Annotated in this window: 25 protein-coding genes; 7 read left to right on the forward strand and 18 right to left on the reverse strand. The window is 70.7% G+C overall.

Annotated features, from left to right (window positions below):
* Positions 1-196: 196 nt before the first annotated feature.
* From VHU88_06005 to VHU88_06055, 11 genes are all read right to left on the reverse strand, one after another.
* A complete protein-coding gene (locus tag VHU88_06005) occupies positions 197-910 on the reverse strand; it encodes a Rieske 2Fe-2S domain-containing protein (GenBank protein HEX3611222.1) in 714 nt (237 codons plus the stop codon).
* Positions 907-1,413 (reverse strand): sigma-70 family RNA polymerase sigma factor, encoded by a 507-nt coding sequence (locus VHU88_06010; protein ID HEX3611223.1) that lies wholly within the window; start codon positions 1,411-1,413, stop codon positions 907-909. Before VHU88_06010 ends, VHU88_06005 begins: the two co-directional genes overlap by 4 nt.
* Positions 1,414-1,538: 125 nt before the next feature.
* Positions 1,539-2,171 carry a histidine phosphatase family protein gene (locus VHU88_06015; GenBank protein HEX3611224.1) on the reverse strand — a complete coding sequence of 211 codons (633 nt, stop codon included), beginning with the start codon at positions 2,169-2,171 and terminating at the stop codon, positions 1,539-1,541.
* 10 nt (positions 2,172-2,181) lie between these two features.
* Positions 2,182-2,577: a ribosome silencing factor gene (gene rsfS / locus VHU88_06020; protein ID HEX3611225.1), complete on the reverse strand. Its 396-nt coding sequence runs from the start codon at positions 2,575-2,577 to the stop codon at positions 2,182-2,184.
* Between the two features lie 48 nt (positions 2,578-2,625).
* Complete coding sequence (locus VHU88_06025; protein HEX3611226.1) at positions 2,626-3,792, reverse strand: hypothetical protein; 1,167 nt, start codon at positions 3,790-3,792, stop codon at positions 2,626-2,628.
* The gene (gene nadD / locus VHU88_06030) at positions 3,789-4,388 is read right to left on the reverse strand and encodes a nicotinate-nucleotide adenylyltransferase (GenBank protein ID HEX3611227.1); all 600 of its coding nucleotides are present in this window, start codon (positions 4,386-4,388) and stop codon (positions 3,789-3,791) included. The genes VHU88_06025 and nadD overlap by 4 nt, the downstream gene beginning before the upstream one ends.
* A 13-nt stretch (positions 4,389-4,401) precedes the next feature.
* Positions 4,402-4,554 (reverse strand): hypothetical protein, encoded by a 153-nt coding sequence (locus tag VHU88_06035; GenBank protein ID HEX3611228.1) that lies wholly within the window; start codon positions 4,552-4,554, stop codon positions 4,402-4,404.
* A 72-nt stretch (positions 4,555-4,626) separates the two neighbouring features.
* Entirely contained in the window at positions 4,627-5,886 is a 1,260-nt protein-coding gene (locus VHU88_06040; GenBank protein HEX3611229.1) for a glutamate-5-semialdehyde dehydrogenase, read from the reverse strand.
* 73 nt (positions 5,887-5,959) lie between these two features.
* Positions 5,960-6,925: an electron transfer flavoprotein subunit alpha/FixB family protein gene (locus VHU88_06045; protein ID HEX3611230.1), complete on the reverse strand. Its 966-nt coding sequence runs from the start codon at positions 6,923-6,925 to the stop codon at positions 5,960-5,962.
* A gap of 48 nt (positions 6,926-6,973) precedes the next feature.
* Positions 6,974-7,753 carry an electron transfer flavoprotein subunit beta/FixA family protein gene (locus tag VHU88_06050; GenBank protein ID HEX3611231.1) on the reverse strand — a complete coding sequence of 260 codons (780 nt, stop codon included), beginning with the start codon at positions 7,751-7,753 and terminating at the stop codon, positions 6,974-6,976.
* A 106-nt stretch (positions 7,754-7,859) separates the two neighbouring features.
* Positions 7,860-8,639, reverse strand: coding sequence for an enoyl-CoA hydratase-related protein (locus tag VHU88_06055; protein ID HEX3611232.1), 780 nt, complete (start codon positions 8,637-8,639; stop codon positions 7,860-7,862).
* 80 nt (positions 8,640-8,719) lie between these two features.
* Between VHU88_06055 and glgX the strand changes: the two genes are divergently transcribed.
* Both glgX and VHU88_06065 read left to right on the forward strand, forming a co-directional pair.
* Complete coding sequence (glgX, locus tag VHU88_06060; GenBank protein ID HEX3611233.1) at positions 8,720-10,915, forward strand: glycogen debranching protein GlgX; 2,196 nt, start codon at positions 8,720-8,722, stop codon at positions 10,913-10,915.
* 51 nt (positions 10,916-10,966) lie between these two features.
* A complete protein-coding gene (locus tag VHU88_06065; GenBank protein ID HEX3611234.1) occupies positions 10,967-11,287 on the forward strand; it encodes a hypothetical protein in 321 nt (106 codons plus the stop codon).
* A gap of 184 nt (positions 11,288-11,471) precedes the next feature.
* Here the strand turns inward: VHU88_06065 and glgP are convergent, their stop codons facing one another.
* The gene (glgP, locus tag VHU88_06070; protein ID HEX3611235.1) at positions 11,472-14,087 is read right to left on the reverse strand and encodes an alpha-glucan family phosphorylase; all 2,616 of its coding nucleotides are present in this window, start codon (positions 14,085-14,087) and stop codon (positions 11,472-11,474) included.
* Between the two features lie 166 nt (positions 14,088-14,253).
* Between glgP and VHU88_06075 the strand changes: the two genes are divergently transcribed.
* The 5 genes from VHU88_06075 to VHU88_06095 all read left to right on the forward strand — a co-directional run bounded on the left by VHU88_06075 (position 14,254) and on the right by VHU88_06095 (position 21,019).
* On the forward strand, positions 14,254-16,224 hold the full coding sequence (locus VHU88_06075) for an alpha-1,4-glucan--maltose-1-phosphate maltosyltransferase (protein ID HEX3611236.1): 1,971 nt from the start codon (positions 14,254-14,256) through the stop codon (positions 16,222-16,224).
* Between the two features lie 4 nt (positions 16,225-16,228).
* The gene (gene glgB / locus VHU88_06080) at positions 16,229-18,448 is read left to right on the forward strand and encodes a 1,4-alpha-glucan branching protein GlgB (protein HEX3611237.1); all 2,220 of its coding nucleotides are present in this window, start codon (positions 16,229-16,231) and stop codon (positions 18,446-18,448) included.
* Positions 18,449-18,575: 127 nt separating this feature from the next.
* Entirely contained in the window at positions 18,576-18,911 is a 336-nt protein-coding gene (locus tag VHU88_06085; GenBank protein ID HEX3611238.1) for a hypothetical protein, read from the forward strand.
* A gap of 139 nt (positions 18,912-19,050) precedes the next feature.
* Positions 19,051-19,512, forward strand: coding sequence for a hypothetical protein (locus VHU88_06090; protein ID HEX3611239.1), 462 nt, complete (start codon positions 19,051-19,053; stop codon positions 19,510-19,512).
* 151 nt (positions 19,513-19,663) lie between these two features.
* Positions 19,664-21,019: a hypothetical protein gene (locus VHU88_06095; protein ID HEX3611240.1), complete on the forward strand. Its 1,356-nt coding sequence runs from the start codon at positions 19,664-19,666 to the stop codon at positions 21,017-21,019.
* A gap of 82 nt (positions 21,020-21,101) precedes the next feature.
* Here the strand turns inward: VHU88_06095 and VHU88_06100 are convergent, their stop codons facing one another.
* From VHU88_06100 to VHU88_06125, 6 genes are all read right to left on the reverse strand, one after another.
* Complete coding sequence (locus VHU88_06100) at positions 21,102-22,130, reverse strand: tetratricopeptide repeat protein (protein HEX3611241.1); 1,029 nt, start codon at positions 22,128-22,130, stop codon at positions 21,102-21,104.
* Positions 22,131-22,178: 48 nt separating this feature from the next.
* Positions 22,179-22,481, reverse strand: coding sequence for a DUF3817 domain-containing protein (locus VHU88_06105; protein HEX3611242.1), 303 nt, complete (start codon positions 22,479-22,481; stop codon positions 22,179-22,181).
* A 15-nt stretch (positions 22,482-22,496) separates the two neighbouring features.
* Positions 22,497-23,384: an SPFH domain-containing protein gene (locus VHU88_06110; GenBank protein ID HEX3611243.1), complete on the reverse strand. Its 888-nt coding sequence runs from the start codon at positions 23,382-23,384 to the stop codon at positions 22,497-22,499.
* A 16-nt stretch (positions 23,385-23,400) separates the two neighbouring features.
* Positions 23,401-23,817 (reverse strand): NfeD family protein, encoded by a 417-nt coding sequence (locus VHU88_06115; protein HEX3611244.1) that lies wholly within the window; start codon positions 23,815-23,817, stop codon positions 23,401-23,403.
* Between the two features lie 118 nt (positions 23,818-23,935).
* Complete coding sequence (meaB, locus tag VHU88_06120) at positions 23,936-24,883, reverse strand: methylmalonyl Co-A mutase-associated GTPase MeaB (protein ID HEX3611245.1); 948 nt, start codon at positions 24,881-24,883, stop codon at positions 23,936-23,938.
* A 2-nt stretch (positions 24,884-24,885) separates the two neighbouring features.
* The coding region (locus tag VHU88_06125) for an acetyl-CoA C-acyltransferase (protein ID HEX3611246.1) at positions 24,886-25,164 on the reverse strand (279 nt) is incomplete at its 5' end.

The following is a 25,164-nucleotide window of genomic DNA, read 5'->3' on the forward strand; positions in this document are numbered from 1 at the left end:
CGTAGCTGGTTACTGCGATCAGGAGTACCGGACTCGGGAACCGGTGACCGACGTGCAACGGACCTGCACAGTGGTTACGGTCCGAACCCCCTCCCTCCTATAGGCCGTCTGAACCGCAACCGCCAAATCCGCGCCCAGCCCAGTCGATACAACGGCGCCGAGCCACCCCGGCCCGGCGGCCCCACAGTGGCGCCTCTCAGACCCCCTGCACCGGTACGTAGACCTCGATGGCCCCGTTGTTCTCCCGGACCTGGATCTGCGGCAGCGGCGCGGGTGCCTTGGCGAGCTGGTAGCGCACCAGCGTGCCGTCGACCGCGAAGGACGTGCTGTGGCACGGGCAGTCAAGCTGTCGGGTGGCCGAGTCCAGGTTGAGCCGGCAGCCCAGGTGCGTGCAGATCCCGGAGACCGCGCGGACCCCGGCCGAGTCGCGGGTGACGAATCCGACCACAGATGCGACGTCGAAGCGCAGCACCGCGCCCGGAGCCAGGTCGGCTGCCGAGCCGATGCTGCGCCAGGTACCGACGTTGGGGTCGAGGGTGGGTGCCGCCGCGGCGGACGGGGTGGCGCCGTCGTCCTGACGCGACGTCAGCAGGTGCTCGCCGACGGCCCCGATCGCCGCGGCGCCGGCCGCCACCGATCCGGTGAGCAGGACTCGCCGGCGGGTCGGACCGACGGGCCGCGCCAACGGCACCACGTTCTGCGAGCCCTCAGCCTCGGATCGCTCGGCCAGCTTCCGGTGCAGATCGGCCAGGAACTCCGGTCGCGGCTCGTCCGCGCCCGGTTGGGCGGCAGCCAGGGTGATCGCGGCGCGCAGCGCGGCTGCGTCCTCCGGATCGTCCACGGTGAACGGCCGGGGACGTCGCCCGGCCAACAGATCGTCGACGAATCGACGCACACCCCGGGTGTTCACAGGTCCGCTCCGATCTTCGCCGCGGCGCGCAACGCCCGGTGCTGCAACACCTTCGCATTGGCCACGGTGATCCCCATCGCAGCCGCCGCCTCCTTCAACGAAGCCGCCTGCAGAAATCGCAACTGCAGGATCTGTCGCTGCCGCTCCGGCAGTACCGCCAACAGTGCCGCCGCCCGGTCCGGCGCGGTGCTCGGTTGCTCGGGCGCCGGCGACTCGGCCACCAGCCACCGCTCGTCGTCGGAGTCGAGGACGGTGACCTCATGACCCAGTGTCCGCCGCCAGTGCCCGGCGAGCACGGTTCGCGCCGTCGCGAACAGGTAGGCGCGCACTTCCGGGGCACTGGCCGACACCCGCAACGGACGCAGCGCTGCGGTGAACACCTCGGCGGTCAGGTCCTCGGCGTCAGCGCGGTTGCCGACTTTCGAGTACATCAACCGGTACACCCGCCCGGCGTTGTCGCGGTAGACGGCGTCCCAGTCGGGATAAAACTCCGCATCGACCACACGCAACGATGGCGCATCGGCGGGCGGGCGCGCCGGCAGGGGCGCAGCTTCCGACTCGGCGCGTCGGTTCACGCACTCGTGATCCACACAAGTGGATAGGCACGCGGGTTACACGGTGCCCGGCCTCAGTCGTCGGAGAGGACCGGCTCGGGCAGGGTGCCGGCGTTGTGCTCGGTGATGTACCAGCGACGGTCGGGGCGTTCCCGCAGCACGGTCCAGCTGCAGTTGGACAGCACCCCCAGCGCGCTCCAGTGCTCCGGGGGCAGCCCGACCAGACGGCCGATGAGCACGCGGCCGGAGCCGCCGTGGGTCACCGCGACCAACGTGTCGTCCGGGCCGACCTTCTCCAGCGCCTGCTGCACCGCGGTAACGGCGCGGTCGGCGACCTCCGGCATGCTCTCCCCGCCGCCGCGGCGCTCGAGTTCGCCGCGCAGCCAGGCCGCCTCCTCGCCGGGGTAGCGATCGTCGACCTCCTGTCGGGTCAGGCCCTGCCAGGAGCCCAGGTAGGTCTCGCGCAGGCCCGGGTCCAGCGCGACCTGATGCCCGGTGAGCCGGGCCAGCGCGTCGGCCGTCGTCGAGGCCCGCGCCAGGTCCGAGGAGACGATCGCGGCCGGGCCCAAGGCCGCGAGGATCCGCGCCGCCCGGCGGGCCTGCTCGCGCCCCACCTCGTCGAGCGGCACATCGCTCTGACCCTGGAAGCGCCCAGCCAGATTCCACTCGGTCCGGCCGTGACGCCAGACCACCACCTGACGACCCATCAGCGAGAACTCAGCCCGCCGCGCGGGGGCCGTCGCGGCCCACCCGTACCGACTCGGGCAGTTCCACGGTCGGGCAGTCCTTCCAGAGCCGCTCGAGGGCGTAGAAGATCCGCTCCTCGGCGTGCTGGACATGGACGACGAGGTCCGCGTAGTCCAGCAGGACCCAGCGCCCCTCGCGCTGGCCCTCGCGGCGCACCGGGCGCTCGCCCAGCTCCCGCAGTCGGTCCTCGATCTCGTCGACGATCGACTTCACCTGGCGGTCGTTGGACGCCGAGCAAAGCACGAAGATGTCGGTGATCACGAGCTGCTCGCTGACGTCGAACGCCAGGATGTTCTCGGCCAACTTGTCCGAGGCAGCCTGCGCGGCGGCGATCGCCAATTCCACGGCGTGTTCGGATGCAGTCACGGTGGGACATCCTCCCATATACGTTCACCCGTAAGCCGAACCCGCAGATCAGGGCTGCTTCGCCAGGGTCACGGAGACATCCGCGCCCAACGGCACGTCGGCGCCGACCCGGACCACCGAGGTCGGGAGGTTGAACAGCGCGGCGATCGCGGCGCCCAGCTTGAGCGCGTCGGCCGTCCCGGTCCGCACGACCACCGCGTTGACCGCGTTCGCCGCGGCTGCCGGCCCGGCGACGTACTGGTACCCGGCGCCCAGCACGTCGGCCCGGGCATCGCCCTCGGCCAGCCCCGCACCGGAACCGAGTGAGACAGCGATTCGCGGGGTGGTGTCGGTCCGCCCCTGCCCCGGGGCGCCGCCCAGGAAACCGGTGATGATCGGCTGCGCGCCCGCGGGGTCGAGGTTGTGACCGGAGGTGTCCAGCGGCAGGGTAGCGGTGCGCAGGTGCCCGGCCGGAGCCTCGCGCGACAGCCCGGACAACACCGCCGCCACACGGGGCACCGGAAGGCCTGGTCCGTCCAGCACGCCCAGGCTGCCGAGCAGGGTTCGCGTTGCGCTGAAGCCGGACGGGAAAGCACCGGCGAAGCCGGCGGCGACGTCACGAACCACGTTCGTGTCCCCTGGGTGCGCCAGCAGCACCTTCGCGTCGGACGCCGCGACCCCGCCCACCGTAATCCCGCCGAGCCGGTCCACCAGACCGGCAAAGTTGTCGAACGACATGTCCCAGGTGCCCACGAACGGCACCCCGAGCAGCGAGCCGAGCGCGTCCTGGGTCAGCGACGGCCCGGCACCGGCTTCGGCGTCGTGGACGGACAGCGTGCCGAAGCCCTCGACGGAGAGGTTCAGCGTGCTCGGGACGGCAACCACGGCGCCGCTGCCACCGTCGCGCCGGTCCTGCTCGAGCACGGCGGTCGCGATCGCGCCCTTGCTGTCGGAGACGGCCAGCAGCATCGCCACCCGATCGGCGCCCAACGCGGCGGCGCCCGTGTCCGCGACCGACCGACCCGTCCACGGCCGCCACACCAGCACGCCGGCGATCACGGCCATCACGACCAGCAGCACGGCCAGGACCACCCGTCGTTCCCGGCGGGCCTCGCGCCGGTCGATGCGCGTCCCGGCCCGGGAGTGCACGAAGTTCAGCCAGCCGGTGTCGCCGTCGGCCTCGGGGTCGACGGGTTGCTCGACCGAGGTGGGATCTGACCTCCCGTCAGCAGTCATTGCGGCGGCACCAGGTACAACGACCGCTTCACGATGTACTGAACCACCCCGTCGGGCACCAGGTACCAGATCGGCCGACCGGCGGCGACGCGCTGCCGGCAGTCCGTCGACGAGATCGCCAAGGCCGGTACCTCGACCAGGCTGACCCGGGCGTCGGGCAACCCCGGGTCGGTCAGCGGGTGCCCGGGCCGGGTGCAGCCGATGAAGTGCGCCAACCGCGCCAGTTCGGTCGCGTCGCGCCAGCCGAGAATGGCGCCCAGCGCGTCGGCGCCGGTGATGAAGAAGAACTCGGTGTCGGGGCCGCGCTGCGCCGCGAGGTCATGCAGGGTGTCGACGGTGTAGGTGGGCCCGCCGCGGTCGATGTCGACCCGGCTGACCGAGAAGCGGGGGTTGGCCGCGGTGGCTATCACCGTCATCAGATAGCGATCCTCGGCGGCCGAGACCGGGCGCCCGGTCTTCTGCCAGGGTTCGCCGGTCGGCACGAAGATGACCTCGTCGAGGTCGAAACGGTCGGCCACCTCAGCGGCGGCAACCAGGTGTCCGTGGTGGACGGGATCGAACGTGCCGCCCATCACCCCCAGCCGCTGTACCGTCACCGGCCGAGCGAACTCAGCGGTCGCGGTTGAACTGCAGGGTGATCAGCAGCAGCACCGTCAGGCCGACGAAGACCGAGATGCCGACCAGGTACGGGTGATTGTGGTGCTCGTGGGCGGCGGCATCGGCCAGGACCTGATTCAGCACCAGCGTGGTGTTCGCGATCATCGTCAATGCTCCCGGTCTGCGCGGCTTCGGTTCCAGGATCGCAGAACGAGCCCCGCGATCCCCAGCCGGGGGTCAGCCTCTGATGTGTCCGTCGCCGGTCACGACGTACTTAGTCGAGGTCAGCTCCGCCAGGCCCATCGGGCCTCGGGCGTGCAGCTTCTGAGTGGAGATGCCGATCTCCGCACCGAAGCCGAACTCCCCGCCGTCGGTGAACCGGGTCGAAGCGTTGACCACGACCGCAGCGGCGTCCACGGCCGCCACGAACCGCCGGGCCGCTTGCTGCGAAGCGGTGATGATGGCCTCGGTATGGCCGCTGCCGTGCTCCCGGATGTGGATGATGGCGGATTCCAGGGAAGGCACCACTGCCGCCGCGATGTCCAGCGAGAGGTACTCGGTGTCCCAGTCCTCCCGAACCGCGGCGACGACCGTGGGGCCGCCAAGACGGGCGAACTCCGCGTCGCCATGGATCGTCACCCCGGCGGCCTGCAGCGCCGCCACCGCACGCGGTACGAACTTCTCCGCGACATCGGCATGCACCAACACGGTCTCGGCGGCGTTGCAGACGCTGGGCCGCTGTGCCTTGGCGTTGACCAGGATCCGCTCGGCGGCATCGAGGTCGGCCGCGGAGTCCACGTAGACGTGGCAGTTGCCGACGCCGGTCTCGATCACCGGGACGGTGGATTCCTCGACCACCGTGCGGATCAGCGAGGCGCCGCCGCGCGGGATCAGCACATCGACCAGGCCGCGGGCGCGCATCAGGTGCTTGACGGAGTCGTGGCTGTCGCCGGGAACCAGTTGGACGGAGTCGGGCGGGAGCCCGGCGCTCTCGAGCCCGGCCCGCAACGCGGCGACGATCGCGGTGTTGGATGCCTTCGCCGACGACGACCCGCGCAGCAGCGCGGCGTTGCCGGACTTCACAGCCAGCCCGGCCGCGTCGGCGGTCACGTTCGGCCGACCCTCGTAGATCATCCCGACCACGCCGAACGGCACGCGGACCTGCCGCAGCTCCAACCCGTTGGGCAACGTCGAGCCGCGGACGACCTCACCCACCGGGTCGGGCAGGCCGGCCACGTCGCGCAGGCCGGCAGCCATCGCGGCCACCCGGCTCGGGTCGAGGCGCAGGCGGTCGATCATCGCTTCGCTGGTGCCGCCCTCGCGGGCCCGGGCCACGTCGGAGTCGTTGGCCGCACAGACCTCGGCGATGGCGGCCTCCAGCGCGTCGGCCATCGCGCGCAGCGCGGCATCCTTGGCGGCGCGGGATGCCACGGCCAACTCGATCGAGGCGACACGGCCCCGCCGGGCGCAGTCGTGGACGGTGGACTGGTCGGACACTGAAGCGCCTTTCGCAGGTGGTTCGTTCACCTTAACCCGCGCCCGGCCCCCAGGCCGCCGGCCATTTCCCCGGCTAACCGTTCTTGCGGGCCAGGACGGCTTCGGTGGCCTGCGGGAGGACCTTGTGCAGATCACCGACCACGCCGTAGTCGACCAGTTCGAAGATCGGGGCCTCGCGGTCCTTGTTGACCGCGACGATCGTCTTGGAGGTCTGCATCCCGGCGCGGTGCTGGATCGCCCCGGAGATCCCGCAGGCGATGTACAGCTGCGGGGACACGGTCTTGCCGGTCTGCCCGACCTGCGACTGGTGCGGGTACCAACCCGCGTCGACCACCGCGCGGGAGGCACCGACCGCCGCGCCGAGCGCGTCGGCCAGCCGCTCGACCACGGCCATGTTCTCCGCCGAGCCCACGCCGCGGCCGCCGGAGACCACGATCGCGGCCTCGGTCAGCTCCGGGCGTTCGCCCTTCTCCTCCACGACCGCATCGACGATCTTGGCCGCCTTGGCCGAGGCGGAAAGCTCGACCGAGACCGGTACCCGCGCCCCGGCGGCCGGCGAAGCGACCGGGCCGGTGGCATTGGGCAACACCGCGATGATCGGGGTGCCGTGGGTGACCTTGGAGTGCACGATCGTGGCGCCGCCGAAAACCGACTGGGTGGCGACCACGGTGCCGGCGTCAGACGCGATCCCGGTCGCATCGGTGAGCACCCCGGAGCCGGATTTGATCGCCAACCGGCCCGCGATCTCCTTGCCGGTGGCGGTGGCAGCGACCAGGACCGCGGCCGGGGAGGTCTCGGCCACCAGCTTGGCCAGCACCTCGGCGGTCGGGGCGACCACGTACTCGGTCAGCTCAGCCGCGTCCGCGACGTAGATCGTGACCGCGCCGTACTCGGCCAACTTCCCCGCGGCCGCATCGATGCCGTTCCCGACGAACACCGCGGCCGGTTCCCCGACCGCCTTGGCCATCGTCAACAACTCGAGGCTGACCTTCTTCACTGCGCCGTCACTGTGCTCCACGAGCACCAGGACCTGAGCCATCTGCCCTACTCCTCTAGATATATCAATGGGGCCTAGGTCTTGTGACGGTCAGACGAACTTGGCGCCGGCCAGGAACTCCACCAGTGCGTTGCCACCGTTGCCCTCGTCATCCACGACGGTGCCGGCGGTGCGCGGCGGACGGTTCGCGGCATCGGCCACCGCCGTCCACGACCCGGACAGGCCCACCGAGGCGGCATCCAGCCCCAGGTCGGCGGCGCTGACCACGTCGACCGGCTTCTTCTTGGCCGCCATGATTCCCTTGAACGACGGGTAGCGCGGCTCGTTCATCTTCTCGATCACCGACACCACAGCCGGCAGCGAGGCGGCCACAACCTGGTAGCCGTCATCAGTCATCCGCTCGACCTTCACAGCCGACCCGTCGACCTCGATCTTTCGCACGAACGTCAACTGCGGCAGACCCAGCCGCTCGGCCAGCATCGCCGGCACCACCGAGGTCCGCGAGTCCGAGGACTCCGACCCGGCGATCACCATGTCGTAGGAACCGATGCGCTCCAACGCCTTGGACAACGCCAGGGACGTGCCAACCGCGTCCGAGCCCGCCAAAGCGTCGTCGATGACATGCACCGCACCGTCAGCGCCCATCGACAACGCCTTACGGATCGCATCCGTGGCGCTGTCCGGGCCCATCGACAGGACCTTCACCGAACCGCCGTGCGCCTCGGTCAACTGCAGCGCGGCCTCGATGGCGAACTCGTCCATCTCATTGAGGATGTTGTCCCCACCGCGGTCCAGGGTCTGCGTGTCCGGCTTCAACTTCTTCTCGGCCCACGTGTCCGGGACCTGCTTCACGCACACCACGATGTCCATCGACTGATCGCTCTCCCAAGAGTCGCTCGTCGTTACTGATCAGTAGCTTACTGAGCGGTAGCTAAATTCTACAAGGCACGTAACTCGCCGGACGGAGTGGCCTCGGTCACTTCCCGGTGAACTCCGCCTTGCCCGGGCCGTTCTCCACGAACGACCTCATGCCGATCGACTGATCATCGGTGGCGAACAGCGCGGAGAACAGCAGTCGCTCGACCTCCAGGCCGTTGTCCAGGTCGAGCTCGATGCCGCGGTCGACGGCCAGCTTGGCCGCCCGGATGGCGTGCGCCGGTCCGTTGACGAAGGTCCGGGCCCACGCCAGCGAGGCTTCGTAGACCTCGGCGTCCGGCACGACCTTGTCGACCAGCCCGATCGCCAGCGCCTCGGCGGCGTCGACGAACCGGCCGGAGAGGATGATCTCCTTGGCCTTGGCCGGGCCGACCAGACGCGGCAGGCGCTGGGTGCCGCCGGCGCCGGGGATGATGCCGAGCAGGATCTCCGGCTGTCCCCACTTGGCGCTCTGCCCGCTGACCCGGAAGTCCGCGCACATCGCCAGCTCGCAGCCGCCGCCGAGCGCGTAGCCGGTCACCGCGGCGATCACCGGCTTGGGAATCTTCGCGACCGCCGTGAAGCAGTTGTGCAGCACGACAGAGTGCGCGGACATCTCCGCGTAGCTCATGTCGGCCATCTCCTTGACGTCCGCCCCGGCGGCGAAGACCCGCTCGCCGCCGTAGATCACCACGGCGGCCACGGCCGGGTCGGCGGTCACCTCGGCGGCCGCGTCGCGGATCTCGCTCTGGACCTGGATATTGAGCGCGTTCATCTTGGGTCGGTCCAGGCGGATCGTCGCCACTCCGCCGGAGGTCTCCACACGCACGAACTCGCCCATTGCAGCTCCTTCGCCCAACCGGGTACACAACCGTCCTGCCGCGAACGCTACCGGTCGGGCTTCGGGAATGATGGGCCGCGATGTCCGCCGTATCGCACCCGCCCGGGCCCGGGTCGTCCCGTCCCCTGGGCGCGACGCACGACGCCCAGGCCGGGGGCACCAACTTCGCCATCCGCTCGGGCCCGGCCGAGTCGGTGTGGCTCTGCCTGTTCGACGACGCCGGCGCCGAGAACGGTCGGGTCGAGCTGACCCAGCGCGAGGCGGACGTCTGGTACGGCTTCGTGCCCGACGCCCGACCGGGCGACCGCTACGGCTTCCGGGTCGCCGGACCCTGGGACCCGGCCCGCGGCCACCGGTTCAACCCGGCCAAGGTGCTGCTCGACCCGTACGCCCGGGCGATCGACGGCGACTGGCACGGCGACCCGAGCACGTTCGGCCACATCCACGGCGGCAGCGACGCGGTGATCGACGCCCGCGACTCGGCCGGGCACGTACCGCTGTCGGTGATCGTGGGATCGACCCCGGTCCCGGCCGGCCCGCCGGTGGAGCGGCCGTGGGCGGACTGCATCGTCTACGAACTGCACGTGCGCGGTTTCACCCGTGCCCACCCCGACGTCCCCGAGCACTTGCGTGGCACGTATGCCGGGCTGGGTCACCCGGCCGTCACCGAGTACCTGGCCGACCTCGGCGTGAGCACCGTCGAACTTCTGCCCGTGCATCAGTTCGTCTCCGAGGAGCACCTGCTCAAGCGGGGCCTGCGGAACTACTGGGGGTACAACAGCATCGGGTTCTTCGCCCCACACGCCGCCTACTCGGCCTCCGGCAGCCGCGGCGGCCAGGTCACCGAGTTCCAGGAGATGGTGCGCTCACTGCACGCCGCCGGGCTCGAGGTGATCCTCGACGTCGTCTACAACCACACCGCCGAGGGCGACCTGACCGGTCCGACGCTGTGTTTCCGTGGCCTGGACGACGCAGCTTGGTACCGGCAGACCTCGGCCGCGGTCTACGAGGACACCACCGGGTGCGGGAACACCGTGGACGTCCGGAACCCGCACGCGGTCGGCCTGATCGCCGACTCGCTGCGGTACTGGGTCACCGAGATGGGCGTCGACGGTTTCCGGTTCGACCTGGCGCCCGCACTGCTGCGCGACGGCGACTGCCCGGACCCGCGCTCCCGCCTGCTCACCGTGCTCGAGCAGGACCCGGTGCTGTCCGGGGTCCGGTTGATCTCCGAGCCGTGGGACCTCGGCCCGAGCGGGTACATGCTCGGTCGCTTCCCGCCGCCGTGGGCGGAGTGGAACGACCGGTTCCGCGGCGAGGTCCGGGACTTCTGGCGGCGCGCCGGCCACGGCGTGGTCGACCTGGCCTCGCGCCTGGCCGGGTCCTCCGACCAGTTCAATCACGACGGGCGGCGGCCGGAGGCCTCGGTCAACTTCGTCACCGCGCACGACGGGTTCACCCTGCGCGACCTGGTGACCTACTCGGCCAAGCGCAACGAGGCCAACGGCGAGGCGAACCGCGACGGCACCGACGACAACCGCTCGTGGAACTGCGGAATCGAGGGCGAGACCGACGACCCGGGTGTGTCCGCTCTGAGGGACCGTCAGATCCGGAACCTGCTGCTGACCCTGGTGCTCTCCACCGGGGTGCCGATGCTGGTTGCCGGGGATGAGCGGGGCCGCACCCAGGGCGGCAACAACAACGGGTACTGCCTCGACGACGCCACTACGTGGGTGGACTGGACCTCGGGCAAAACCGCGGAGCGGCTGACCAGGTTCACCCGCGACCTGCTCAGGCTGCGCTCGGCCCACCCGGTGTTGCGATCCCGCAACTTCTTCACCGGCGACTGCTTGGACAGCGACGGCCGCCCCGACGTGGAGTGGTTCCTGCCGTCCGGGGGCCCGCTGAGCCCGCCGGACTGGGGCAACGGCGAACTTCGCACGCTGGGCATGCTGCTGAACGGCGACGCGGTGACCCGCTGCGGAAGCGACGGTGAGCAACTGCGCGACGACAGTTTCCTGCTCCTGCTGCACGCGGGGGCCGAACCGGTGACCTTCGTGCTGCCGAAGCTGAACCAGCCGACGGACTACCTCCCGGTGCTGTCGACCAGCGACGAGTCCGGCCGCCGGGTCCGCCGGCCGCAACTGCGCGGCGGGGACACGCTGGCGATGCTGCCGAATTCGGCCGAGGTGCTTCGGATCGCCTTCCACCACGTCCGACCAGACCGGTTGGCCGGCAGTTCATCGACACTTGGGGTTGATGCCGCCAGGCCGTAGCAAGATGCGGCAAGGCTCCGGGTGTAAGGACACCGACGCCGGAGGACGACCATGACCACCGCCACCATCGAAGCCCCCGTCGACGCGCGCCGCACCCCGGGTCAGCGCAGCACCAACGCCCGGACGACCACGCCGACGTCGTCGCTCGCCGATGCCCGCATCCACGCCGAGACGGCCGTGACCGAGATCGCCTCGTCGCTCGGCCACACTGCCCGCACCTTCGTCCCGACCGCCGTACTGCGGCCGAGCGAGACGGTCAACCAGGCGTTCGACCTCGCCGAGCAGTGCCTCGCCATCGCCCGCCGCATGTGCGTCGAGGTCGCCCTCGTCGTCGAGGGCGGCATCGAGGGCCTCGAGCGCCGCGCGGCCTGACACCCACCCGGCACACCCCACCCGACTCCCCACTCGCGGAAACCGCCGCGAGACGGGCCAAGAAACTGCGCGGCTCGCGGAAACCGCCGCGAGACGGACAGGAAGACCTGCGCCGGCCGGGTCCACGAGACCCGGCCGGCGCAGGCTTGTCCGTCGGCTGACCTCCGGCCCGGGCCGGGCCTGCTCAGCGGAAGGCGTAGCTCTCGGTCATCGCGCCGGGGGCCGGCGGCACCGCGACCAGGCCGAGCTCGGCCGGGCCGGCCAGCAGTCGGTGGGTCGGCAGCACGCGCACGGTGTAGCCGAACGGCCCGCTGCGGTCCAAGGAGAACGTGCCCTCGTAACGCAGCCGGCCGCCCTCGTACTCCTTGCCCACGGCCAGCGCCAACCGGCTGGTCTGGGTCAACTGGTCGGCCTCGTCGACCCGGCCGTGCACCAACTGCACCTCGACGTCCTCCGGCGCCAGTTCGCCCAGCGCGACGAAGGCCCGCACGGTCATCCGCTCGCCGACCGAGGCGCCGTCGGAGCCCCCGGCCGCCTCGACGTGCTCGACGCGGACCCCACCCCATGCCGCACGGACCTTGGCCTTCCACGTCGCCAGCTCACGGGCCGCGGCGAGCTTGTCCTCGGCGAGCTCGCGGGAGGACCGAGCCGACGGCGCGTAGAGCTCGTTCACGTAGTCGGAGACCATGCGGGTCGCCATGACCTTCGGGCCGAGCGACTTCATCGTGTGCCGGACCATCTCGATCCAGCGCGCGGGCAGGCCTGCGTCGTCGCGCTCGTAGAAACGCGGCGCGACCGCGGTCTCGATCAGGTCGTACAGCGCGTTCGACTCGAGGTCGTCGCGGTGCTCCGGGTCGTCCACACCGGTGGCCGAGGGGATGGCCCAACCGTTCTCCCCGTCGTACCACTCGTCCCACCAGCCGTCGAGCACCGAAAGGTTCAGGCAGCCGTTGAGGGCGGCCTTCATCCCCGAGGTGCCGCAGGCCTCCAGCGGGCGCAGCGGGTTGTTCAGCCAGACATCGCAGCCGGGGATCATCTCCGCGGCCAAGGCGATGTCGTAGTCACTCAGGAACACGAGCCGGTTGCGTACCGCAGGGTCGTCGGAGAACCGGACGAGCTCCTGGATCAGGCGCTTGCCGCCGTCGTCGGCCGGGTGGGCCTTACCGGCCACCACGATCTGGACCGGGCGCTCCGGGTGGTTGAGCAGCGCGGCCAGCCGGGCCGGGTCGCGCAGCATCAGAGTCAGGCGCTTGTAGGACGGAACGCGACGGGCGAAGCCGATCGTGAGCACGTCCGGGTCGAGCACCTTGCCGATCCAGCCCAGCTCGGCATCGCTGGCACCGCGCGTCGTCCACTGCGCCCGCAGCCGACGACGCGTCGCGGCGACCAGCCGCGCACGCAGGGCCGTGGCCAGATCGAACAGCGCCCGGTCCGGGACGGCGTCGAACCCGCCCCAGTCCTCGGCGGTGGCGATGAACCCCGGCCCCATCTCGCGCCGGGCCAACTCCAACGCCTCGGGAGCGGTCCACGTCGGGGCGTGCACCCCGTTGGTGATCGAGGTGATCGGGACCTCGTCCGGGTCGAAGCCGGGCCACAGTCCACCGAACATCTCCCGGCTGACCGCGCCGTGCAACTTGCTGACGCCGTTGGCCCGCTGCGCCAGCCGCAGCCCCATGACCGCCATGTTGAACACCGACGGGTCGCCACCGGCGTAGGTCTCCGCGCCCAGCGCGAGCACCCGCTCGACCGGGATCACCGGGCTGGCGTTGTCGCCGCCGAAGTACTGGGCGACAAGATCGCGCGGGAACCGGTCGATACCGGCCGGGACCGGGGTGTGGGTGGTGAACACCGTGCCGGCCCGGGCGGCCTCGACCGCCGCCTCGAACGGCAGACCATCGTCCTCGATGTACTCCCGGATCCGCTCGATGCCGAGGAATCCGGCGTGGCCCTCGTTGGTGTGGAACACCTCGGGCGCCGGGGTGCCGCTGATCCGGCAGTAGGCGCGGACCGCGCGCACACCGCCGATGCCGAGCAGGAGTTCCTGGTGCAACCGGTGCTCCGAGCCGCCGCCGTAGAGCCGGTCGGTGACCTCGCGCTCGAACGCGCCGTTCTCCTCCACGTCGGAGTCGAGCAGCAGCAGCGGGACGCGACCGACGGCCGCTTTCCAGACCTTCGCGACCAGAACTCGCGAACCCGGCAAGGAGATTCGCACCCGGACGAGGGTGCCGTCCTCCTCGGCCAGCGCCTCGATCGGCAACTCGTGGGGGTCCAGGACCGGGTAGCGCTCCTGCTGCCAGCCCTCCCGGGACATGGACTGGATGAAGTAGCCGTGCCGGTAGAGCAGACCCACGCCGATGATCGGGACACCGAGGTCGCTGGCCGCCTTCAGGTGGTCGCCGGCCAGGATGCCCAGGCCACCCGAGTACTGCGGCAGCACCGCGGTGATGCCGAACTCCGGGGAGAAGTACGCGATCGAGCGCGGCAGGTCGCCGGCCTTCGCGTCGGCGCGCTGGTACCACCTCTCGTCGCTGCAGTAGGTGTTCAGGTCGCCAACCGCGAGGTTCATCAGCGCGAGGAACTCGGTGTCAGCGGCCAGTTCGGCCAACCGCTCCGTCGACACCGCGCCGAGCAGCTTCACCGGGTCGTGCCCGACGGACTCCCAGAGCTGCGGGTCCACCGCCGCGAACAACGTGCGGGTGTCGCCGTGCCAGGACCACCGGAGATTTGTGGCCAGCTCCCCCAGTGGACGCAGCGGGACGGGCAGCGCGGTACGGACCGTGAACCGGCGGATGGCTCTCACGAGCAGTCAACCTATGCCCTGCGCATGTTTCGCGAGGTCTCCGGGTGCGGTCGTCCAGGTTAACGGAGGGGCCGTCCGAGTGACTCTGAGCACTCGTCCGGCGTAGGCAGGAGCCGGGTGAAGTTTGTGGGAATGGCTGCTCTCCGGCAGGGGTAGCGTCGCATGGATGAACGGACGCATCCCCATCAGCGATGTGCACCCCTCCGTCGACTGCGCCACCCGCCCGGCGAAAGCCGTGGTCGACGAGGAGTTCGAGGTACGCGCGACGGTCTTCCGCGAGGGCCACGACGCGGTCTGTGCCGACGTCGTCGTGCGCGACCCGCGCGGCAAGGTCACCGACGTCGTGCCGATGCGCGAACTCGCGCCCGGCACCGACCGCTGGGGAGCTCGCATCAGTGCCGCTCGCACCGGGCGGTGGACGTTCACCGTCCAGGCGTGGGGCGACCCGATCGCGACCTGGATCCACGACGCGACGATCAAGATCCGGGCCGGCATCGACGTCGAGATGATGTTCGAGACCGGGGCACGCCTGCTCACCCGTGCCGCCGAGGACGTCCCCCTCGGCGACTCGCGCGCACTGCTGCTCGACACCGTGCACGCGCTGCGCGACAAGGAGCGCCCGATCGAGGCCCGGCTGGCACCGGCCCTGTCGCCGGAGACCGCCGCGGTGCTGGCCGAGTACCCGCTGCGCGAACTGGTCACCGCAGCCAAGCGCCAGCCGTTGCTGGTCGAGAGACGCGAGGCGCTGTTCTCGTCCTGGTACGAGTTCTTCCCGCGCAGCGAGGGCGCCCAGCTCGACCCGCCGCGCTCCGGCACCTTCGCCGACGCCGCCGCGCGGCTGCCCGGCATCGCCGCGATGGGCTTCGATGTCGTCTACCTACCGCCGATCCACCCGATCGGGAACGCGTTCCGCAAAGGCCCCAACAACACGTTGACCCCCGGACCGGACGACCCCGGTTCGCCGTGGGCCATCGGCTCGGAGGACGGCGGCCACGACGCGATCCACCCGGACCTGGGCACGATCGCTGACTTCGACGTATTCGTGGCCACGGCCAAGGACCTCGGGCTCGAGGTTGCGCTGGACTTCGCGCTGCAGGCCTCGCCGGACCACCCGTGGGTCAAGAAGCACCCGGAGTGGTTCACCACCCGAGTCGACGGATCGATCGCCTACGCGGAGAACCCGCCGAAGAAGTATCAGGACATCTACCCGCTGAACTTCGACAACGACTACCCGGGCCTGCTTGCCGAGTGCCAACGGGTGCTGCGGTACTGGATGGACCACGGGGTGCGGATCTTCCGCGTCGACAACCCGCACACCAAACCGGTGGCCTTCTGGGAGGAACTGCTCGGCGAGATCAACACGACCGACCCGGACGTGCTGTTCCTGGCCGAGGCGTTCACCCGGCCGGCGATGATGCATGAGCTCGCCAAGGTCGGTTTCCAGCAGTCCTACACGTATTTCACCTGGCGCACCGGTGCGACCGAACTGCGGGAGTACGCCGAGGAACTCTCCCAGCAGACCGCGCACTTCATGCGGCCGAACTTCTTCGTCAACACCCCGGACATCCTCCACGCGTACCTGCAGAACGGCGGCCCGGCCGCGTTCAAGATCCGGGCCGTGCTCGCCGCGATGCTCTCTCCCGCCTGGGGTGTGTACTCCGGCTACGAACTGTTCGAGCGGCTCGCGGTGCGACCGGGCAGCGAGGAGTACCTCGACTCGGAGAAGTACGAGTACCGCCCACGCGACTGGAACTCACCGAACACCCTTGCCCCGTACCTGACGCTGCTCAACCGGTTGCGGCGCGAACACCCGGCCCTGCAGCAGTTGCGCGACCTGACCTTCCACGAGATCGACAACCCGCTGATGCTGGCGTGGTCGAAGACCGCGACGAGGTCCGACGGCCGCCGCGACAGCGTGATCACGGTGGTGAACGTCGACCCGTTCGCCGCGCAGCAAGCAACTCTGAACCTGGACATGCCGGCACTCGGTCTCGGCTGGGACGACCGGTTCGTGGTGGCCGACGCCTTCACCGGATCCAGCTGGGTCTGGGGGCGGGCGAACTACGTCCGGCTCGATCCGTTCACCGAACCCGCACACGTGCTGACCGTCCACCCGCCAGGCGATGACCGAGGATGACGAAGTGACAGACACCCGCAGCGAACGCTCCACGGCCTCGGGGCCGCCGACCGCCCAGCCGCTCGAGGCGGCCGAGGCGCAGCGACTGCTCTCCGGGGCCCACCACGACCCGCACACGCTGCTGGGCGGGCATCCGTACAACGGCGCGGTGACCGTGCGGGTGCTGAAACCGCACGCCACCGCGGTGACCGTGCTTGCCGACGGTCACCGGTTCGAGGCCACCACGACAGGCGACGGTCTGTTCACCGCCGTCGTACCCGGGCCGACCGTCCCGGACTACCGCCTCGAGGTCACCTACGACGGCCCGGCGCACATCGTCGACGACCCTTACCGCTTCTGGCCGACCCTGGGCGAGGTGGACATCCACCTGATCGGGGAAGGTCGCCACGAGCAGTTGTGGGACGTGCTCGGCGCCCACGTGCGCCGCTACGACACCCCCGGCGGGCAGATCACCGGCGTCTCGTTCGCGGTGTGGGCGCCGAACGCCCGCGCCGTGCGCGTGGTCTCCGACTTCAACTACTGGGACGGCGCCGGACATCCGATGCGTTCGCTGGGTTCCAGCGGGGTGTGGGAACTTTTCGTGCCCGACATCGGACCGGGGACCCGCTACAAGTTCGAGCTGCTCGGCCCGGACGGCCAGTGGCGGCAGAAGGCCGACCCGTTCGCATTCGCGACCGAGAAGCCGCCGGCCACCGCCTCCGTGGTCCACGAGTCGCATTACGACTGGGGCGACCCGCAGTGGATGACCGACCGCGTCAAGCACCACGACGTGAACTCCCCCATGTCCATCTACGAGGTGCACCTGGGCTCGTGGCACAAGGATCTTACTTACCGTCAGATGGCTGACCAGTTGGTCGGCTACGTCCGCGACCTCGAGTTCACCCACGTCGAGTTCTTGCCGCCCGCGGAGCACCCCTTCGGTGGCTCGTGGGGCTACCAGGTGTCCTCGTACTTCGCGCCCACCTCTCGCTTCGGCGACCCGGACGACTTCCGGATGCTCGTCGATCGCCTGCACCAGGCCGGGATCGGCGTGATCATCGACTGGGTGCCCGCGCACTTCCCCCGCGACGACTGGGCGCTGGCCGACTTCGACGGCACCGATCTCTACGAGCATCCGGACCCGCGCCGCGGCACCCAGCCCGACTGGGGCACGTTGGTGTTCAACTTCGGCCGCACCGAGGTCCGCAACTTCCTGGTGGCCAACGCCTGCTACTGGCTGGAGGAGTTCCACGTCGACGGCCTGCGGGTCGACGCCGTCGCCTCGATGCTCTACCTGGACTACTCGCGCGAGGACGGCGAGTGGGAACCCAACATCTACGGCGGACGCGAGAACCTCGAGGCCGTCACGTTCCTGCAGGAGATGAACGCCACCGTCTACAAGCGGGTGCCGGGCGCATTCACCGTCGCCGAGGAGTCGACGGCCTGGCCGGGCGTCACCCGCCCGACCCACCTGGGCGGCCTGGGCTTCGGCTTCAAGTGGAACATGGGCTGGATGCACGACTCGCTGGCGTACGTCAGCCACGACCCGGTCTACCGCACCTACCACCACAACGAGATGACGTTCTCGTTGATGTACGCCTGGTCGGAGAACTTCGTCCTGCCGCTCTCGCACGACGAGGTCGTCCACGGCAAGGGCTCCCTGTTCGGGAAGATGCCCGGCGACCGCTGGCAGAAGCTGGCGAACCTGCGCGCCTACCTGGCCTTCATGTGGGCGCACCCGGGCAAGAAGTTGTTGTTCATGGGCGCCGAACTCGGCCAGGAGAGCGAGTGGTCCGAGGCCGGCGGGCTGGACTGGTGGCTGCTCCAGTTCGCCGACCACGCCGGCATGCAGCACCTGGTCCGCGACCTGAACCGCAACTACCGCGAGACCCGTGCACTGTGGGAGCTCGACGGCACACCCGACGGGTTCTCCTGGATCGACGCGAACGACTCGGCCGGCAACGTGTTCTCGTTCGTGCGGCGCTCGGGCGACGGTTCGGCGTTGGCGTGCATCTCGAACTTCGCCAACATGCCGCACTCCTCCTACCGGGTGGGCCTGCCGATGGTCGGCCGCTGGACCGAGGCGGTCAACACCGACGCGATCGAGTACACCGGCAGCGGTGTCGGCAACCTCGGTGGCCTCGACGCGATCGAGGAGCCGTGGCACGGACTGCCCGCCTCGGCGGAGATGACCCTGCCGCCGTTGGCCACCGTCTGGCTGCGCCACCCCGGCATCGGCCGCTGACGGCGCACCACCCCACTTCTGGCTCGGGGTGGGGCATTTGCGGCACAGCAGAACTTATGGGAACCGTGTGACGTCAGTGCGCGTCAAACCTCAGTCAAGTCGCTGACGATTGAGGGAGCCACCTGCGATGGAGCCGTCCACCGAGACCCGCAACCTGATCGGCCGTCCCCGGTCCGCCGCCGCGTCGGTTGTCGCCAAGGTGCGCAGGCCGGCGCCCGCCGTCCCGGCCCCGCGCAACGGCTCGAACCTGCGGCCGTACCTGGTCGGCACCGAGGGCGACACCCACGTGCTGGTGCGCCTGGGCGACCTGGTCATGCGCGGCGCTGTCGAGAACGGCGTGCCGGCTTGCCTGCGCGATGGCACCGCGCGGGTGATCCGCAAGGTCGAGCACCCCAGCCGTGCGATCGCCTACGTGATCGGCGACGACGACGTCGAGATCCTCGTCCGGCCCAGCACGGCCTGACCGACCTTCCGCGTATGAGAGTGCCCCATCCGCGTATGAGAGTGCGCGCTGCGATCATCGATGATCGCAGCGCTAAAGCCCGGCCCGCCGGCGACCGATGACTGCGGCAGCCCTTTTCCCGTGATCTTTGGGGGATGCCTTGTCGCTCGACGTCGCAACCGAACCGATCGCCGTCCGTCGGTCCCGCCGGGAGGCGGTCTCCGCCGGCTTGGCCGGCTTGTGCGCAGTCGGTCTGGTGGCCGCCGGTTTCGCAAGCGCCAGCAGCGGGGCGACCACCCCGTCCTCGCACACCCTGAACGGCATCGTGAAGCTGGCCGGGGCCGCCCCGGTCGACGGCGCCCCGTGCATCGGCACCGGCGACTACACCGACCTGGCCACGGGGGCACCGGTGCGGGTGCTCGACCGGGACGGCTCGGTCCTGGCACGCGGCCAGATCGACTCGAGCAAGGCTTCGGCAGCCGGCTGCGCGATGCATTTCGCGGTCAGTGACGTTCCGGACGCCGATTTCTACCAGGTCCAACTCGGCGACCACGCCCTGCTGCCGTACACCGCGGCGGACCTCAACGACTCGAACTGGGCCATCGACACGACTGTCGGCTGAGCTCCTCACGCGGGCGCCGATCGGGTTGCGCCGTACGGGTGAACCCTGCCGGTTCGGCCGGACTGCCACGGGTACCGCGGTTCAGGCTGGATCCAACAACCTGGCCCGCCGTTCCGCGGGCCCGGGCGGAATCACGGGCGGGGGCAACTCGATGTTCGTTCGGCTCAAGACCAACAAGATCGACTGGAGCGGCCGGCGGCGCCGCTTCGGGCGACGCGCCGCGGCGGCAGCCGCGGCCGGGGCGGTCGTGGTCACGACCGCGACGGCGGCGATGGCCGCTGACGGGACGCTGGACACCACGTTCGGCTCGGCACACACCGGGATCGTGCTCAGTTCGCTGGGCCAGAGCCCGTTGGTGACCGCTTCGGTTCAGCAGCCGGACGGCAAGATCGTCGTCGGCGGCAGCGCGATGGACGGCGGGGTGCGTAAGTTCGCGCTGGCCCGCTTCAATGCCGACGGCTCTCCGGACACGAGCTTCGGCACCGGCGGCAGCGCGCTCACGGCGGTCGGCGACGGCAAGCTCGCGTTCGTGACCGCACTGGCGATGTCCGGCAACAACATCATCGCCTCGGGTACTGCCGCCGACCACGGCCAGGCCGACTTCGCACTGGCACGGTACTCGGCAGCCGGTGCGCTGGACTCGACCTTCGGGACCGCCGGGCTCGCCCTGACCAAAGTCGGAGACACCAGGGCGTCGATGTCGTCGCTGGCCCTGCAGGGCGATGGGAAGATCGTCGCGGCCGGTTCGGCCACGAACTCCACCGGCGGCGGCTTCGCGATGGTCCGGTACAACCCGAACGGGACGCTCGACACCAGCTTCGGCACCGCCGGAACCACGATCACCACATTCGGCAAAGGCGGCCAGGCCACCGCCGCCGCGGCACTGCTGGCGCCAAACGGCGACATCGTCCTGGCTGGGTCGGCAGCCGATCCGAACGGGCTCGCGGCGTTTGCCCTCGCCCGCTACACCCCGGGCGGTGCGCTCGACCCGACGTTCGGCACCGGGGGCAAGGCAGTGACCGCGGTCGGCAGCGGCCAGAAGGCATCGATCACCTCGGCGGTTCTCGAGCCGGGCGGCGGCATCACGACTGCCGGCGTCGCATCCGACGGCGGCAAGGGCAAGGTTGCGCTGGTCGGGTACACCGCCGCCGGTGCGCCGGACCCGGCGTTCGGGACCAACGGCGTCCTGCTGTCCCCGGTCGGGGACGGTGGCGCGGCCCTGCCGGGCGCCCTGCTGCGGCAGGCCGACGGACGGCTCGTGGTCATCGGCGCGGCCCTGGACAAGGGCGCCCGCAAGCTCGTGGTGTCGCGTTACTACGCGGGCGGGGTGGTCGATGCGTCGTTCGGCACGGGTGGGGTGGTGACCAGCCAGGTCGGCGACGCCGCGCTCGGCAGCGCCGGCGTGATGCAGGCCGGCAACAAGCTCGTCGCGATCGGCTCTGCGGTCCAGGGCAAGACGCTGAGTGTGGCGCTGGTTCGTTACAACATGGGCGCCGGCGCCTCCTGAGCCAGGACAGGAATCGGCCGCCGTCGGGTCCCCGACGGCGGCCGCTCCTTGTCCGACGTGCGGTGACTCAGAACGCGGTGACTCAGAACAAGGCGCTGGCCAGTGCGCGGCGGGCCGCGGAGACCCGGGGGTCGTTCTGCCCGGCGATTTCGAACAGTAGGAGCAGGTGTTCGCGGGCCGCGTCGCGGTCGGCTCCGCCGGTGATCCGGACCGTCTCGATCAGGCGAGCGAACGCGTCCTCCATCGATCCGCCGACGGCGTCGAGATCGGCGGCCAGGCACTGCGCCGCGACGTCGGTCGGGCGCTCGGCGGATTCCTGACGCACCGTCACCGGATCGGCGGCGTAGACCCGGCGCAGCAGCGCGACCCGGGCCAGGCCCTGCTCGGCCTCCGGGTCGCCGGGCTGGCGGGACAAGGCCTCGGCGTAGACATCGTAGGCCGCGTCCAGGTCGTTGCGGGCCAGCGCTGCCAACGCGTCCGGGTAGCGCACCGCCTGGTCGTCGTCGGCCTCGTCGTCGGCGCCGTCGTCCTCGCGCGGGGCGACCCGACCGGTGATGCCCTGAGTCACCGCCAACTGCAGAACCTGCTCGATGACATCCCGGACTTGGTCCTCCGGCAGGGCACCCTGGAAGAGCGGCACCGGTTGCTGACCGATCACCGCGATCACCGTCGGCAGCGCCTGCACCTGGATCATCGCCGCGAGGCGCTGGTTGGCCTCCACGTCGATCTTGGCGAGCACGAACCTGCCGCCGTACTCCGCGGCGAGCTTCTCCAGCATCGGCGAGAGTTGGCGGCACGGATCGCACCAGTCGGCCCAGAAGTCGATCAGGACCGGCACCTGCATCGAGGTGCCGATCACATCGGCCTCGAAGGTCGCCTCGGTCACCTCGATCACGAAGGGGTTCGACGGGTCGGCGCCGCCGGCCGGCGCCGGCGGCCCGGAGCGGTGCTGGGCGGTCACGCCGAGCGCGGAGCCGCCGGCCGCGGGGCGGCCCGGGGGCTGCTGAGGCGCCCCGGACGGTGGGCTCGCTCGGTTCGCCCGCGCCTTCAGGGCGGACAGGTCGACGGCACCGGCGGTGGGGATGCGCGGGGTGGGGGGCTGTTGCGGCATGGCTCCATCCTGCCGTCCGGCGCGCCGACCGCTGAAATCGGTCCCGTGTCAGCCGCGGGTCGGAGCTTCCAGCCCGCGCAGCCGGCGCTCGACGACGAACGGCGCGAACGGGATCACCGCGGCCACCAGCACCTTCAGCACCACCGGATTCGGCCAGGACAACCGGCTGCGCACGTCCAGCGCGGTGAGCACGTAGAGCACGAAGAGGATCCCGTGGGTCATCCCGGCGGGCATCACCAGCACCCGGTTCCCGGCGATCTGCATCGGTACCGCGACCCCGAGCAGGAACAGGAAACTGATCGCCTCCAGCACCGAGAACACCCGCAACCGACCCACCGGCGTCGCCAGCACTACGCACCCCTCCCGTCAGCTCCCGGCGTCGCCGCCGGTTCGCCCGTCGAACATCGCGCCCAGGCCCTCCAGGGCCTTGCCGAGTTCACTGGGCACCACCCAGATTGTGTTCGCCTCGCCCTTGGCGAGTTGCGGCAGGGTCTGCAAGTACTGGTAGGCGAGCAGTTTCGGGTCCGGGTCGGCCTCGTGGACCGCCGCGAACACGGTCTTGAGCGCCTGGGCCTCACCCTCGGCGCGCAGGATCGCCGCCTGCCGCTCGCCCTCGGCCCGCAGGATCTGGGACTGTCGTTCGCCCTCCGCGGTCAGGATCTGGGACTGCTTGAACCCCTCGGCGGTCAGGATCGCGGCGCGCTTGTCCCGCTCGGCGCGCATCTGCTGCTCCATGGCGCCCTGGATCGACAGCGGCGGGTCGATGGACTTCAGTTCGACACGGTTGACCCGCAGCCCCCACCGGCCGGTGGCCTCGTCGAGCACTCCGCGCAGTTGCGCGTTGATGTGGTCGCGGGAGGTCAGGGCCCGTTCCAGGCTCAGGCTGCCGACGACGTTGCGCAACGTGGTAACGGTCAGCTGTTCGACCCCGGCGATGTAGTTCGCGATCTCGTAGGTGGCCGCGCGCGGGTCGGTCACCTGGAAGTAGATGACGGTGTCGATGTTGACGACCAGGTTGTCCTCGGTGATCACCGGCTGCGGCGGGAACGAGACCACCTGCTCGCGCAGGTCGATCAACGGGCGCAGCCGGTCCACGAACGGCACGAGCACGGTGAGCCCGGCGCTCAACGTCCGGGAGTAGCGCCCGAGGCGCTCCACGACACCGGCCCGGCTCTGCGGCACGATCCGCACGGATCGGGCCAGGATCACCAGCACGATCAGGATCAGGACCCCGAGCACGATGAAACCTGCCATGTGACGCATCCTCAGATCACCCGACCAGCGCGGTGGCGCCGTCGATCCGGATTACCGAGACGTCCTGTCCCGGTTCGTAGACGCTCGCCTCGTCGGCAGAGCGCGCCGACCACACCTCGCCGGCCAGCTTGACCTGGCCGCCGCCGCGGTCGACCCGGGCCAGCACGTGTGCCGGCCGGCCAACCAGGCCCGCGGTCCCGCTGATCAACTGCGGCCCGGACTGCAGGTGACGCAAGGCGAACGGACGGATCACCAGCAGACCGACCAGCGCGGCCGCGAGCGCGGCGCCCAATTGGACACCGACCGGAGCCTCGGGCGCGACGGCCGCTGCCACCAGCGCCGCGAGGGCCAGCATCGCGAAATGCAGATGGACGGTGGTCATCTCCAACAGCACCAACACGGCTGCCGCCGCCAACCAGGCTGCCCAGGCCATGTCGCTCACCGTCCCGTCGAGGGCAGAGCACTGCCCCAGTCGCCAGGGTAGGTCGATCCGGGTCCCGGCGGAGTCATTCGACCGACCGCCACGGGACGGCCGGGTGATCGATCCCGGGTCAGCCGTCCCCGACGAGGCGCCGCGCGGCGGCCTCCGGATCGAGGTGCCCGGCCACCACCGCGGCGGCCAGTGCGTCCAGCGCCCGGTCGCCGGCCGCTGCCAGCACGCGGCGGCGCAGCAGACCCAGCGCCACCGCCTCGATCTCGGCGGCCACCCGGCGCCGGCGGCGCAGTTCCAGATCACCGGACAGGTCGAGCATCTCCCGGTGCGCGGTGATCGCGTCGACCAACGCCCCGATGCCGACCCCGGTCGTGGCGACCGTGCGCAGCACCGGGGGCTCCCAGGAGCGGTCCGCCGCAGTCCGGGCCAGCACTGCCGAGACCTCGCGGGCGGCCGCCTCGGCCCCGTCCCGGTCGGCCTTGTTGACGACCAGGATGTCGGCGATCTCCAGCACGCCGGCCTTGGCCGCCTGGATGCCGTCGCCCATTCCCGGCGCGAGCAGCACCACCGCGGTATCCGCCGCCGCCGCGACCGCGACCTCCGACTGCCCGACCCCGACAGTCTCGAGCAGGATCACGCCGTACCCGGCGGCGTCGAGCACCCGCAGCGCGTGCGGGACCGCGTGGGCCAGGCCACCGAGATGGCCGCGGGCGGCCAGGGAGCGCACGTACACCCCGTCGTCGCCGGAGTGCTCGGCCATCCGAATCCGGTCGCCGAGCAACGCGCCGCCGGAGAACGGCGAGGACGGGTCGACGGCCAGCACCCCGACCCGGAACCCGCGCCGCCGATACTCGGCGACCAGCGCCGAGGTGGTCGTGGACTTGCCGACCCCAGGTGCGCCGGTCAGCCCGACGACGTAGGAGCCGGAGGCGTGTTTGACCAGCAACTCGGTCAAGGGACCGAGGTCGGCCCCGTCCTCCTCGACAGCCGAGATCAGCCGGGCGACTGATCGCCTGTCCCCAGCCCGGGCCGCCGTCAGCAGCTCAACATCTGCGGCCCGAGGCACCGTCAGGAACCGACGCGGAGCACGAGCGCGTCGCCCTGCCCGCCACCGCCGCACAACGCGGCCGCCCCGACGCCACCGCCGCGGCGACCGAGCTCGAGTGCCAGGTGCAGCACCAACCGGGCCCCGGACATCCCGATCGGATGGCCCAGCGCGATCGCGCCGCCGTTGACGTTGACCCGGTCGTCGTCGAGGCCGAGGTTCTCGCCCGAGGCGATGCCGACGGACGCGAAGGCCTCGTTGATCTCGATCAGGTCGAGGTCGGCCGTCGTGAGGTTCTCCTT

The sequence above is a fragment of the Sporichthyaceae bacterium genome (assembly GCA_036269075.1).
In the GTDB taxonomy this organism is placed as follows: domain Bacteria; phylum Actinomycetota; class Actinomycetes; order Sporichthyales; family Sporichthyaceae; genus DASQPJ01.

What these genes read in the sequence shown, in the direction of transcription:
- VHU88_06015 (HEX3611224.1), bottom strand. Translation starts at nt 2,171, where the DNA reads ATGGGTCGTCAGGTGGTGGTCTGGCGTCACGGCCGGACCGAGTGGAAT.
- VHU88_06025 (HEX3611226.1), bottom strand. Translation starts at nt 3,792, where the DNA reads ATGACTGCTGACGGGAGGTCAGATCCCACCTCGGTCGAGCAACCCGTC.
- VHU88_06035 (HEX3611228.1), bottom strand. Translation starts at nt 4,554, where the DNA reads ATGATCGCGAACACCACGCTGGTGCTGAATCAGGTCCTGGCCGATGCC.
- VHU88_06045 (HEX3611230.1), bottom strand. Translation starts at nt 6,925, where the DNA reads ATGGCTCAGGTCCTGGTGCTCGTGGAGCACAGTGACGGCGCAGTGAAG.
- VHU88_06050 (HEX3611231.1), bottom strand. Translation starts at nt 7,753, where the DNA reads ATGGACATCGTGGTGTGCGTGAAGCAGGTCCCGGACACGTGGGCCGAG.
- VHU88_06055 (HEX3611232.1), bottom strand. Translation starts at nt 8,639, where the DNA reads ATGGGCGAGTTCGTGCGTGTGGAGACCTCCGGCGGAGTGGCGACGATC.
- glgX (HEX3611233.1), top strand. Translation starts at nt 8,720, where the DNA reads ATGTCCGCCGTATCGCACCCGCCCGGGCCCGGGTCGTCCCGTCCCCTG.
- VHU88_06065 (HEX3611234.1), top strand. Translation starts at nt 10,967, where the DNA reads ATGACCACCGCCACCATCGAAGCCCCCGTCGACGCGCGCCGCACCCCG.
- VHU88_06075 (HEX3611236.1), top strand. Translation starts at nt 14,254, where the DNA reads ATGAACGGACGCATCCCCATCAGCGATGTGCACCCCTCCGTCGACTGC.
- VHU88_06085 (HEX3611238.1), top strand. Translation starts at nt 18,576, where the DNA reads ATGGAGCCGTCCACCGAGACCCGCAACCTGATCGGCCGTCCCCGGTCC.
- VHU88_06095 (HEX3611240.1), top strand. Translation starts at nt 19,664, where the DNA reads ATGTTCGTTCGGCTCAAGACCAACAAGATCGACTGGAGCGGCCGGCGG.
- VHU88_06100 (HEX3611241.1), bottom strand. Translation starts at nt 22,130, where the DNA reads ATGCCGCAACAGCCCCCCACCCCGCGCATCCCCACCGCCGGTGCCGTC.
- VHU88_06110 (HEX3611243.1), bottom strand. Translation starts at nt 23,384, where the DNA reads ATGGCAGGTTTCATCGTGCTCGGGGTCCTGATCCTGATCGTGCTGGTG.
- VHU88_06115 (HEX3611244.1), bottom strand. Translation starts at nt 23,817, where the DNA reads ATGGCCTGGGCAGCCTGGTTGGCGGCGGCAGCCGTGTTGGTGCTGTTG.